The sequence below is a fragment of the Clostridium sp. UBA7791 genome, from assembly GCF_002480755.1.
Classification (GTDB): Bacteria; Bacillota; Clostridia; order Clostridiales; family Clostridiaceae; genus Clostridium_J; species Clostridium_J sulfidigenes.
Genome location: NZ_DLCT01000013.1, coordinates 212,314 through 224,513 on the forward strand (window position 1 = coordinate 212,314; position 12,200 = coordinate 224,513).

11 protein-coding genes and 1 tRNA gene are annotated in these 12,200 nt (G+C 30.8%); 4 read left to right on the top strand and 8 right to left on the bottom strand.

All coding sequences use genetic code 11. The features are described from left to right. Positions 1-79 precede the first annotated feature (79 nt). Together B3Z56_RS16420 and glsA are read right to left on the bottom strand one after the other, a co-directional pair. A complete protein-coding gene (locus B3Z56_RS16420) occupies positions 80-178 on the bottom strand; it encodes a DUF554 family protein (RefSeq protein ID WP_346846530.1) in 99 nt (32 codons plus the stop codon). Positions 179-222: 44 nt separating this feature from the next. Continuing rightward, positions 223-1,137 carry a glutaminase A gene (gene glsA, locus B3Z56_RS16425; RefSeq protein ID WP_346846529.1) on the bottom strand — a complete coding sequence of 305 codons (915 nt, stop codon included), beginning with the start codon at positions 1,135-1,137 and terminating at the stop codon, positions 223-225. A gap of 158 nt (positions 1,138-1,295) precedes the next feature. Between glsA and B3Z56_RS16430 the strand changes: the two genes are divergently transcribed. From B3Z56_RS16430 to B3Z56_RS16440, 3 genes are all read left to right on the top strand, one after another. Then, positions 1,296-1,382: transfer RNA gene (locus tag B3Z56_RS16430), tRNA-Leu, on the top strand. Positions 1,383-1,506: 124 nt separating this feature from the next. Further along, the gene (locus tag B3Z56_RS16435) at positions 1,507-3,366 is read left to right on the top strand and encodes a S8 family peptidase (RefSeq protein WP_346846528.1); all 1,860 of its coding nucleotides are present in this window, start codon (positions 1,507-1,509) and stop codon (positions 3,364-3,366) included. Further along, positions 3,363-5,081, top strand: coding sequence for a S8 family peptidase (locus B3Z56_RS16440; RefSeq protein WP_346846527.1), 1,719 nt, complete (start codon positions 3,363-3,365; stop codon positions 5,079-5,081). Before B3Z56_RS16435 ends, B3Z56_RS16440 begins: the two co-directional genes overlap by 4 nt. Before the next feature lie 75 nt (positions 5,082-5,156). Here B3Z56_RS16440 and B3Z56_RS16445 read toward each other — a convergent pair whose 3' ends face one another. The 3 genes from B3Z56_RS16445 to B3Z56_RS16455 form a co-directional block, all read right to left on the bottom strand. Beyond that, positions 5,157-6,326, bottom strand: a complete 1,170-nt coding sequence (locus B3Z56_RS16445) for a SpoIIE family protein phosphatase (protein ID WP_346846526.1) — start codon at positions 6,324-6,326, stop codon at positions 5,157-5,159. Beyond that, on the bottom strand, positions 6,319-8,013 hold the full coding sequence (locus tag B3Z56_RS16450; RefSeq protein ID WP_346879206.1) for a [Fe-Fe] hydrogenase large subunit C-terminal domain-containing protein: 1,695 nt from the start codon (positions 8,011-8,013) through the stop codon (positions 6,319-6,321). The genes B3Z56_RS16445 and B3Z56_RS16450 overlap by 8 nt, the downstream gene beginning before the upstream one ends. Before the next feature lie 243 nt (positions 8,014-8,256). Then, positions 8,257-8,466 (bottom strand): DUF3006 domain-containing protein, encoded by a 210-nt coding sequence (locus B3Z56_RS16455; protein ID WP_346846524.1) that lies wholly within the window; start codon positions 8,464-8,466, stop codon positions 8,257-8,259. Positions 8,467-8,646: 180 nt separating this feature from the next. Between B3Z56_RS16455 and B3Z56_RS16460 the strand changes: the two genes are divergently transcribed. Then, a complete protein-coding gene (locus B3Z56_RS16460; RefSeq protein WP_346846523.1) occupies positions 8,647-9,111 on the top strand; it encodes a DUF4883 family protein in 465 nt (154 codons plus the stop codon). A 262-nt stretch (positions 9,112-9,373) separates the two neighbouring features. Here B3Z56_RS16460 and B3Z56_RS16465 read toward each other — a convergent pair whose 3' ends face one another. The 3 genes from B3Z56_RS16465 to B3Z56_RS16475 all read right to left on the bottom strand — a co-directional run bounded on the left by B3Z56_RS16465 (position 9,374) and on the right by B3Z56_RS16475 (position 12,160). Next, the gene (locus B3Z56_RS16465) at positions 9,374-10,780 is read right to left on the bottom strand and encodes an aminopeptidase (protein ID WP_414632287.1); all 1,407 of its coding nucleotides are present in this window, start codon (positions 10,778-10,780) and stop codon (positions 9,374-9,376) included. 205 nt (positions 10,781-10,985) lie between these two features. Next, positions 10,986-11,897 carry an HPr(Ser) kinase/phosphatase gene (hprK, locus tag B3Z56_RS16470; protein ID WP_035133701.1) on the bottom strand — a complete coding sequence of 304 codons (912 nt, stop codon included), beginning with the start codon at positions 11,895-11,897 and terminating at the stop codon, positions 10,986-10,988. Positions 11,898-11,959: 62 nt separating this feature from the next. After that, positions 11,960-12,160 carry a DUF896 domain-containing protein gene (locus B3Z56_RS16475; RefSeq protein ID WP_035133744.1) on the bottom strand — a complete coding sequence of 67 codons (201 nt, stop codon included), beginning with the start codon at positions 12,158-12,160 and terminating at the stop codon, positions 11,960-11,962. Positions 12,161-12,200: the final 40 nt, after the last annotated feature.

The window sequence follows — 12,200 nt, forward strand, 5'->3', positions numbered from 1 at the left end:
TCTTAGAAGGTTTATTAAATGCAAAAATATATTTCTAAATACAACTGAATATTTATATAAACAAATAAATAATAACTAATCAAAAAATTGCTGGTAAATAATTCTTAACTTTAAATCTTGATATCTTCATCATATTTAAGGCTAATTCAATAATTAAAAGTGAACCAACACAAGTCATTTCTGCAATAGATATATTTTTATCCTTACATTGTTTTTCAACTTCTAAAATATGCTTAAATCTAATTCATGGGATAATTTTTCTAGAATTTTAATTCCACCTATGCTATTTCCCTGAGCATCAAGAGCAGGACCTACAACTCCAATTCCCATCCTCCTAGGTACTGCAGCCATTATTCCACCACCTACTCCACTCTTTGCTGGAATTCCTATATGTACAGCAAACTTACCAGATGCATCATACATGCCACAAGTAACCATTATGGTTTTAACTATTCTGCATGCCTCTCTAGATATAACTCTTTCATTATTTATAAGAACTCCATCATTGGCAAGCATAGCTCCTATCCTAGCTATATCTTTACAAGTTATCTCCATAGAACAAGCTTTAAAGTAGACATCTAAAATTTCCTCTACATCCCCTTCTATTATACCATTACCCTTCATGTAATAAGCTAATGCTCTGTTTCTATTTCCTGTTTTCTTTTCACTCTCATACACATTGTAATTTATACCTATCTCATCATTTCCAGTTATTTTTCTAGTAAAATTAAGTATTCTATTTATTTTTTCATCAGCTGTTTCTCCATTAATTAAAGACACTGTTGCAATAGCTCCTGCGTTTATCATAGGATTTAATGGTTGTTTTTGTTCGTGAGTTTCCAAGTTAGTTATGGAATTAAACCCTGAATCTGTAGGCTCCATCCCCACTTTAGTGAAAACGTATTCTGTACCATTATCTAAGATTGCTAACATTAGGGTTATTACTTTAGACATACTTTGTATTGTGAATTTAATATCCCAATCACCTGCAAAATATTCTTCACCACCTAAATTGGTAACCCAAATACCTAAAGCTTCAGGATTAGCTTTTGCTAGTTCTGGTATATATGAAGCCACTTCACCTTTACTTGTCCATTTTCTACAATCTTCAATTATATTTTCCAAGATCCTCTTCATTATCATGTCTCCCCTCTGATTTAATTACTTACAGTTTTATTATATTAATCAAGTACCTATTTTTCAATACTTAAGTATTAACTTCTACACTATCCTTATCTAAGATAAAAATACTATTGTAATCCTTAGGATATTGTGGTAAAATACTAAATGTACTAGCCGGTGTGATGGAATTGGCAGACGTGCGGGACTCAAAATCCCGTGGTGGCAACACCGTACCGGTTCGACCCCGGTCACCGGCACCAGTAAAAAACCTCTTGATTAATCAAGAGGTTTTTTTATATTATAAACTTATTTTAGCAAATAATATCATGAAATATTTAAACTGAAATATAATAATATTATAAAGTATTATTATCAGGAGTATCTATGATTAATTCAAGAGATTGTAGTTTATATTACGATGAAAGTGTATCTAACTTTCTTGTTCAATATAAAAATAAAGATGAGTTTAAAGAACAGATAGATAAAATACCCTATGCTTGTGGTGATGTAATTACAGATAATCTAGCTGTAGTAGCAGTGTCCCATTTAGAAATGAATAGATTGTTAAAAGAAGTTCCCCAAATTATTTTTTTCGACTTTAGAAAAATGTTTGTATTAGGTGAAACTTCAAAATCTACTTCCCCTCCTTCTGTGGGTAATATAAATTCCATATTAATAAATCCTTATTTGAATTTAACTGGCAGAGGAGTTCTAATAGGTATTGTAGATACTGGTATAGATTATCTTAATAATGAATTTATTAGAGAAGATGATACCTCAAGAATAGTTAGCCTATGGGATCAAACTATCTCAAACAATAGTTCTAGCACCTATATGGGTACTACTTATTCTAATGAACAAATTAATGCAGCAATTAAAGCTTATAGAAACAATGAAGATCCTTATACCATTGTGCCATCTAAAGATACTATTGGGCATGGCACACAGGTTGCAGGGATTATAGGTGCCAGAGGTAATAACTCTGATGTAAGAGGTATAGCCAATGACAGTGACTTTGTAATTGTAAAGCTCTTTGAATCTACTAATTTTAGAAAAGCCTTATTAGAAAATGGTGTAGAGTATACCCCAGTATATAATGCCAGTGAAATCGTATCTGGAATCGAATATTTAAAAAATGTTGCTATTGAACTTAAAAGACCCATGGTAATATATTTAGGCTTAGGTTCTACAGAAAGTAGCCACGATGGAACTAGCTTGATTTCCAGATATGTATCCTCTATAGGTACTATTAGAGGAATATGTTTAGTCTCAGGCGTTGGAAATGAAGGAGCTGCTCAAACCCATGCTACTGGTTATATCAAAAACAAAACTGACCCATCATCCCTAGAGCTTAGAATAACAAAAGAAATGAAATTTTTCACATTTAACATATGGGTTAAAAAGCCAAACAGAGCTTCTTTGGTCATAGTATCTCCTACTGGTGAAAGCTCTAGCCTATTAAAATCCAAGGATGTTAATGAACAGAATACTAAATTCGTATTCTTAAACACTAGATCAAGAGTTCTATATTTTAATCCTGAACATTTTACTGGCCATGAAGTTATCCATGTAGAATTTTATGACATAAAACCTGGCATATGGACTTTTAGACTAATAGGAGAATATTTAATTGATGGTCGATATGATATTTGGCTACAACCCCATAATACTTTACCTGGCGGTACCGAATTTCTTCAACCTAACCCATTAAATACACTAACTGAACCATCCACAGCTGTTAATGTTGTTACTGTTTCTTATTACGGTGAAGATAATGCTTTAATTTCCACTTCTGGAAGAGGTTTTAATACCAACAACCTAATCAATCCTGATATAGCTACTTTAGGCACAAATATTTTAACAACCAAAGTTACTGGTGGCACTACCACCATGTCTGGTAGTTCTGCTGCAACTGCTATAGTTGCAGGAGCCTGTGCAATATTATTAGAATGGGGAATTATTAATGGCAATGATCAAACTATGTATTCTCAAAAAATTAGAAGTTATCTAATGCATGGTGCTGCTAGGAGCAGTTATTACCGTTTTCCTAATCAGGAATTAGGATATGGATATTTAGACCTATTAGGTGTTTTTAACTTTATAAGTAGATCCTATTCTACAGATATATCTCTTAACAGAACAAACACTTGCGATGAATGTAATAAAAATGATGATTATATTGTATATACTACTAATAATGTGTTTATAAGAATTCCAAAATGTATTGTAGGTGATTTTATATGAAGCGACATTTAGATGTTCCTGATAACATTTTTTATGATATAAATTACGATCATTATATTGTTCAGTATCAAGGAAATATTCAACAAGATATCACTCAAGAGCCGAGTCACTATTTAACTATAATTAATGACAGATATGCAATCATATCTCTGCCTAAAAACGTAGAAATATCTGTTGGTGACCCTGAATATCCATCCATTGTATATGTAAAACCAGTTGAAATGTATACCCTTCAACAGATTACCCCTACAGAGGCCTCTCAAGTAGGTTTCTTACAGCTAGACCTACCTTTAACTTTAAATGGCAGTGGTGTAAATATAGCAATTCTTGATACAGGTATAGATTACTTAAGCGAAGAATTTATGAGGGATAATGGAGAAACTAGAATAGAATGTATTTGGGATCAAACAATACCTTCTAATGGCAAAACTTTAGATTACTTTATTCCATACGGTACTGTATATGAAAAAGATGATATTCAATCTGCTATACAAGCAGCTAGAGAAGGCAAATCCCCCTATGATATAGTACCAACCATAGATGAAATTGGTCATGGTACAAATATGGCTGGGATAATTGGAGCCACTGGTAAAAATCCTCAGTTAAAGGGTGTAGTCCCAAATTGCGATTTTGTAATTGTAAAACTAATCGAAGATTTTTCCTATAAATCACAATTTAATGTTAAAGTTCCCCTTTATAATATAACTACTATTTTTGCAGCCCTAGAATTTTTATATAGATATTCTTTAACTTCATCTAAACCAATGGTCATCCTCTTTCCTCTTGGTACAAATTTAGGTAACCATTATGGAACTGGAATCTTAGAGCAGTATATAGAGTCTTTAAGCCAAAATAGTGGACTTGTAGTTGTTGTTCCAACTGGGAATCAAAGAGATAAAGGATGCCATGCTTCTGGAATATTATCTGAACCTGGAGAACTTCATATAGTAGAAGTTGATGTATCTCCAGAGCAAAATAGTTTATGGATGGATATTTGGGTAGATTCACCTAACATCATGTCAGTAGAAATTATATCTCCCTCTGGTGAAAGCACTGGTGTTATTGGGGCCGTAATTAATAGTACAGAATATTATGATTATATATTCGAAAAGACTTCGGTTAAGGTTAATTACTATTTACCTGAAGATATTACCGGTCATGAATTAATTCGAATTAGATTTTATGACATACAATCAGGCATATGGAAACTTAGATTGATTACAAATACTGTATTAAAAGGTAACTTTAATGCTTGGATTCCGGAAGAAGGCTTAACTGTTGGTGGTACTCACTTTAGCCATGCTGATCCCTTTGGAACATCTACTAATCCAAGCAATTCCCCTTATGTAATCTCTGTTGCAGCTTATAATCAAAATAATAATTATCTTCTAAACTACTCCGGCGCAGGTTTTAACGACCTTAAATTCAATTATGTTGATATAGCAGCTGGTGGTGTAAATGCTATAGCCGTAGCTCCTAACAACGAAATTGCAACAGTTAATGGTACCTGTGTAGCTGCTGCTGTTGTTGCTGGTGCTTGTGCCATGTTATTTGAATGGGGATTTACTAGACTTAATGATCCCTACATGTATTCTCAAAGTATAAAAACCTATATTGCAAGAGGCGCTGTACAACGTCTTGGCGATATATATCCTAATCCTCAATGGGGCTATGGATTATTAAATATACTTCAAATGTTTCAAAATATGATTTAACTATACTGGTAAAACCCTAATCATAAAATATACTATGATTAGGGTTTTGTAACTTTTCTTCTTTTAAACTCTTTTTTAACACATACTCACTTTAACATTTTTACCCATATTACTAAGTATCTTTTCTAATTCTCTTATTATTCCTAATTTTATAGTATAACTAATATGACTATTGGAATCATCATGAACAGGATTTATTGCATTCCCTATAAAAAAATTTATATCAGTTGATTCTTCAAATAAAATTTTTGCTATCATGGAAGCTCCGTCTATTTTATTTCTTAAATCTAAGGATATATTTGATGTAACACTATATTGTTTAGCAATATTTAAAACTTTTTCCAAAGTTATAACTCCTTCTGTAACTAAATCTACTCCTTCAATACACGCAGTTGATGGTGTTTCCTCATTGCATGTATTATTGTTTATTACAATAGGTTTATTTAAATATCTACTTACTATCTTAGCCGTAGTTCCTCCACAAATTATCTTCTTACCTTTTCTTGAAAAAAAAAGTTTTAATACCTTATTATCATCTTCTTTATGCTCTGGTGGACCTATCATAAGATTTACTACTTTTCTCTCACAAATTTTAAACACAGCAACGGTTATGTCATCATCTGGGGAATTTAAATATAAATCCATAGATGCATTTGCTATGGTTGCTGCCATCCTTTGTGGTGACATTTCTGGAGTGTACCATCTCTGAACGTATTCTATAACACTTTCTCTTCTCCACCCATTTTTTGTAGTTCTTCCAAGACCAGCACTTGTAACTCCATCAGTTAAAAGTATTATCATATCTCCTATATAAAGCTTAATATTGCTTTCATATATTTCTTTTTCATATATAACTTTGCACATTGAATCATATACAACGTTTTTCCCTTCTCTAATTAAAATTACCGACGGATTATCAAATTGTGCTAAATATGCATCACCTCGTTGATAAATTTGAAGTATAGTAAAAGTTGAATATGCCATATTTCTAACTTTGCAAATTGGTAAGCTTTTAGCTATTGTATATACGCTTTCCTCTATAGACATATTACTAGCCATCATGGTGCCTAATATCTTTGATGTTAAAGTTGCTAGTATATTAGCCTTAATACCACTTCCCAACCCATCAGACAATACAAATGTGGTCTTATCTTTACCTTTTAGTGTAGTATAAAAATCTCCAGAGATAGATTCACCATGTTTGTTAAAGCTTGCAAATCCGCTTTCCAAAAACAAATTAGTCATAATCCTCTTCCTCCATAAGTATTGCTTCTTTAAGGTCTGTAAGTGCTACTTGAGTTTCAGCGGCTGTTTCTCCAAGTAATGATGCAATCTCATGTACAATACACATATGCTTTTCAACAATTTTATCAGTTATCTCTGCTCTATGTGTCTTTTCTTTAATTAATTTCTCTCTTTTTAGTTTTAGTTTAGTTATATCCTTCATTATACAAATAACAATTCCGCTATTTTTATCATATATAAAATTCTGTTTAACAAACTTACCGTATTCAGGTAAGTAAACATTTTCATTCGCTACATTCTCTTCTTTGCTAATTACCTTTATAAAATCAAATTCATCCAAAATTCTAGATACTGAAAAACCAATAATATCTCCGGAATTTTGAATTTCAAATATATCACAAGCTGATTTATTAATCTGTTGAACTTTTAAATTAGTATCTACAGTAAGAATAGCATTAGGTGTAACACTTATAATCTTATCTGAAAAAGATTCTGCTTTTTCCTTCATATAGGGTAAACACATACTTATTTCTGCTTTTCCTAAAATTACTGCTATTGCTTTTTCTCTACAAGTTGAATACCCACAAGTTCCACAGTTCAATTCATCCTCAATACTGTTTTTCCCCATTTTTCTTAATATACTGCTAGTCTCCCTATCACTAGGAGATTGAACAACTACTTGTTCATCTGTAATTCTTCTACTTGTATCAATACTATATTTCAAATCAAAATCAGTAGGATTACATTCATTCAATGCTATACTTTCTACCTTATTCATTGAAGATATCCGTAGGGCTTTGTTATGAGATGATGCTGGTCCATTTATACAACTACCACTACACGCACTCATTTCAATAAAACAATTATCTAGATTATTATTAATTATTTCTTTTAGGGTTTCTATGCAATTATCTAGACCATCAATAGCAATATATCTATACTCAGAACTTTTATTCATTGTATTCAAAATTCCTCCAGTTATGGGGAATAATCTTGAAACATAAGTGTTTTTATCTATGTTTATATTATCTTCAAATTTTAATCCTTCTTCATTTATCCAAATATCTAGTTCTTCAAAAGTAATGGTTATATCATTGTATTCTTCTCCACTTCCACATTCTTCTTTTTTAGATATGCATGGACCAATAAACACAACAATAGCATCCTTTATATTACTTTTCAATAACTTACTATGAGCTTGCACTGGTGAAATTACAGGTGCTAAATACTTTACCGCTTCTGGATAATGCTTCTGAACTAATTTAACAACCGTAGGACAACATGAAGATATAATTATATTTTTCCAATGATTTTTAATCAAATTTTCATATTCACTTTTGACTATGTATGCTCCTTCTGCCGTTTCAAAAGCATTACTAAATCCAAGCTTTCTTAGCACATTAGCAAATTGTGAAAACTGAGTAACGTTGTAATTTGAAATATAAGAAGGCGCTATACTAGCAATAACCTGTTTCCCATCCCTGATCAAATTCTTTATAGTTAATACATCATTACGAACTTCTTTGGCATTCTGAGGGCAAACAACCATACAATTACCACATAAAATACAATCTCTTTCAATAATCTGAGCTTGATGATTTTTTACCTCTATAGCTTTAACAGGACAATTTCTAATGCATTTATAACAGTTCTTACAATTAGCTTTTTTAAATTTCAGTATACCCATGGAAAATCTATCCCCTATCATAAAATAAATAATGTAAACTATTTAACAATATCAATTTGATAAAGTTTTAACAACTCAATTGTATAGCCGAATAGTATAATTGTCAATTCTAACTAAGGCTCAAATTCCAAGTGCTAAAATATATTCTATAATTTTATTTTCTTAGTGTATATATGTATAAAGTATATTGTTTTCCATAAAAAAAGATATGCTTAACATATCTTTTTGATTAAATTAACACTATTATATCCACATATTATCTGTAAGTTTTTCAATTTCTTTCTTAAGTTTTTCCGTCTCTTTATTATTAATAATATATTTATCATTAACTAAATCCATACAATCTCCCTCTTTAACGCCCTTTGGTAAATATATAATTGGTATATTTACCATTTCCATATCTTCCTTTTCACATACAGCGTACTCTTCTTCAAACCTATCTATAATTATCATAACCTTCCTCCTTTTATACTATTATTAATATAAACATAATTTTTATAATTAAATGGTAAATATTTATAATACAAATATTGCATTTTTATTTATACATATTATACCTAGTATTTTTTCTTATTAGTAGTAATAATTACACCTTAACTTTCATAATTTATAAGGAATAGAGGGGTTGATATTTTGAAAAAGAAATTTTTAATTTTATTTATTATTATTATAACAATAACCACTGGCTGTACAAGGGTAAAGTCATCACTAAATAAAGAAAAAACATATCTTGATTATTATACTCAAGAACTAGTAACAAATCTTAATAAATCAGAGCCAACGCGTATTTCTGTATTTTATAAAGAATTTTTTAAAGAATTTGATTTTCCTTCTACAGAATCTAAAGATATTGTTAGTTTTTTAAATTCCTTAGATGAAAGCTATTTCATAAAAAAACCTAATGATTTACCTGAATCTTATAAATATAAAGTATATATTGAATTCCCAAATAAAAAATATGGCATAACTATATTTAACGAAAAATATATATCTATCTATGATTGGGATGGTAAATATGAAGTTGATTACTTAAACATTACTGAAGTGCCAATTTCCTATAACTTATATGGTATTTGTAAATACTTTACAGAAGAATAGTTAGCAATAAAAGAAAATATAAAAGGCAGAAGAATATTTCTTCTACCTTTTATATCTTATCCTATGACTACCAGCTCTAATACTACCCTCTTCTTCAAAGTAGGTGTAAAGAGCTGGTACGTCCCTGGATAACGATTTCCCCTAAAGGACAACGAATTCTAAGTATCGAAAATACTGATACTAAGAATTCTGCTAGTAACCTTCAGAGGGAGTGTAAAAACTCCCTCTGAAGCAAAGAACTCTGTTTATATAAATATTTAAATTAGATATCTAATAAAAATGCCTCATAAGCTCTGCAAGTTTCATATATGTCTGCTTTACTTGCAATTTCCCATGGCGCGTGCATATTGTGTAGAGCTACACCTGAATCTATAACTTCCATTCCATATTCAGCAAGAATGTATGCTATAGTACCACCGCCACCTTGGTCAACTTTTCCAAGTTCTGATGTTTGCCAATAAACATTATGTTTATCCATTACTCTTCTTAACTGAGCAATAAATTCTGGATTTGCATCATTACATCCACCTTTTCCTCTTGCTCCAGTATATTTATTGAATACCACACCCTTACCGAAGAATGCGTTATTTTGCTTTTCACTTACTGATGGATAATTTGGATCAAAAGCTGCACTTACGTCTGAAGAAAGCATTTTAGAATTTGCAAGTGCTCTTCTAACTTTAAGTTCACTATAATCTTCAACAAGGTTTACAAGTTCTGCTACAGTGTTTTCAAAGAATCTTGACTGCATTCCTGTTGCACCTTGACTTCCAACCTCTTCTTTATCTACAAGTAATGTGATACAAGTTTTATCTGTACTCTTAATTTTCATCATTGCTTCAAAAGAAGTATATGCACATATTCTATCGTCATGACCATAGGCCATAACCATTGAACTATCTAAACCATAACTTCTAGCTCTTCCTGCTGGAACAACCTCTAGCTCTGCTGATACAAAGTCTTCCTCTGTAATTCCGTATTTTTCATTAAGAAGTCTTAATATGTTAAGTTTAACTCTATTTTTAGCTTCTTTATCTTCTACTGGTATAGATCCAACACATACATTTAAACTTTCGCCTTCGATTCCTTTAGCTAATGTCTTAGCCATTTGATCTGCAGATAAGTGAACTAATAAATCTGATATTCCTACTACTGGCTCCCTATCATCTTCACCTATAACTATGTTTACTACACTTCCATCTTTTTTAATCACAACACCATGAATTGCTAGAGGTATAGTAACCCACTGATATTTTTTAATTCCTCCATAGTAATGAGTTTTAAGCATTGCAAAATCTGAATCTTCATATAATGGATTTTGCTTTAGATCAAGTCTTGGTGAGTCAACATGTGCTCCTAATATTTTAAAACCTTTTTCTATAGGTTCTGTTCCTATTAAGAATAATGCAAGAGTTTTTCCCATGCAATTAGCATAAACTTTATCTCCAGCTTTAAGCTTTCTTCCTTCAGCTATGCACTGATTTATATCTAAATATCCGTCTTTTTCTGCCATTTCTATGAATTCAGTAACACATTCTCTTTCAGTTTTACACTTTGACATAAAATCTATATATCTATCTGATAATTCGAATGCCTTATCAAGGTCTTCCTTTCCGTATTTATCCCAGACCAATTCATATTTCTTTTCTAATTTTTTTAAATCTTCCACTAAAATCCCTCCCAATAAAATCATAGTCATATAATTATACTTTTATATTAACTCAACTCAAATTGATTTACAATTTAAATTTGTGAAAATTTCAAATGTATACTATATTTAAATTTATTACAGTAAACTTTATAAGTAAGTGCCTAATACAACTTAAAATTTTTATAAAATTATTCTTTAAATTATATTTTTCGCACTAAAACTCTTAAGGATTTTGACTATCCATGATTCTCTTTTCAATTGTTTCTACCGCAGTACAATTTGATGTGGCATTATATCTAAAATTAGCTGCTGCAGCTTCGATTATAACTGCTATGTTACGCCCTGGCTTTAAAGGTAATACTATTTTCTCTACCTCAACCCCTAGTATCTCCATATACTCTTTATCTACTCCAAGTCTTTCATATTTATCATTTACGTCCCAGTTAACTAAAGAAATAACTAAGTTGATATTTTTTTGAGAAACTATACAGCTACTACCATAAATTGCTGATAAATCAATAATCCCCATACCTCTAACTTCAAGCATTCCTGTAGTTATATAAGGACAAGAACCATATAACTTTCCATCTATTTCTTTAATATCTACTGCATCATCAGCTCCAAGCCTATGACCTCTTTTAATAAGCTCCAATGCTGCTTCACTTTTTCCTATTCCACTTTCTCCTATAATCAATATGCCAATTCCATACACATCTACTAAAACACCATGAAGCCTAGTTTCTGGAGCTAACTCTGAGTCTAAAAAATTACTAACCCTATTAATGAATTTTGTAGTCTTATCAATACTTCTGAGAACCGTAACATTTTTATTTCTTGCTTCTTCTAAAAATTCATCATGTACTTTTAATCCACTTGTAATTATTACTCCAGGTATTGGGAAAGAAAAGTATTTTTTTATTCTACGTATCCTTACTTCTGGATCAAGACACTTTAGATAACTCCACTCAGTTTTACCTACAACTTGAATTCTCTTATTATCAAAATAATCATAGAAACCAGCAAATTGTAATCCAGGCCTATTTATCTCACTTACCACAATATTAGATTCTAAATCTCCTTCTACCAAAACCTCTAAATTATAGTTGTTAACTAAATCTAAAACTTGTACTCCCATCTTACGCCTCCCCTACCTCATATCTTGCATTTATAATTATTGATTACTTAAATTCTATTTTACTAATTATTATGTTTTGGGTCTACAGGTTTATATCCACTAATTTGAGCCTTAAAATTTCTTTTAACATTATCTATATACCTTCTTCTCAAAACTTGCTGTCTATTTTTTTCAGCTTCTGTTAAACCAGATTCTTGGCTCTTTTTATATAAAAAATTTATTTCCTCAATAACTTCTTCTATTTTCATATTATCAATATTTATATATTCTTTATTCATTTTTCCTCCTAATAGTCTATTATAC

Excerpts from the sequence above, each read along its gene's own strand:
- hprK (WP_035133701.1), bottom strand. The coding sequence starts at position 11,897 with ATGGGAGTACAAGTTTTAGATTTAGTTAACAACTATAATTTAGAGGTT.
- glsA (WP_346846529.1), bottom strand. The coding sequence starts at position 1,137 with ATGAAGAGGATCTTGGAAAATATAATTGAAGATTGTAGAAAATGGACA.
- B3Z56_RS16435 (WP_346846528.1), top strand. The coding sequence starts at position 1,507 with ATGATTAATTCAAGAGATTGTAGTTTATATTACGATGAAAGTGTATCT.
- B3Z56_RS16450 (WP_346879206.1), bottom strand. The coding sequence starts at position 8,013 with ATGGGTATACTGAAATTTAAAAAAGCTAATTGTAAGAACTGTTATAAA.
- B3Z56_RS16420 (WP_346846530.1), bottom strand. The coding sequence starts at position 178 with ATGACTTGTGTTGGTTCACTTTTAATTATTGAATTAGCCTTAAATATG.
- B3Z56_RS16440 (WP_346846527.1), top strand. The coding sequence starts at position 3,363 with ATGAAGCGACATTTAGATGTTCCTGATAACATTTTTTATGATATAAAT.
- B3Z56_RS16445 (WP_346846526.1), bottom strand. The coding sequence starts at position 6,326 with ATGACTAATTTGTTTTTGGAAAGCGGATTTGCAAGCTTTAACAAACAT.
- B3Z56_RS16455 (WP_346846524.1), bottom strand. The coding sequence starts at position 8,466 with ATGATAATTATAGATAGGTTTGAAGAAGAGTACGCTGTATGTGAAAAG.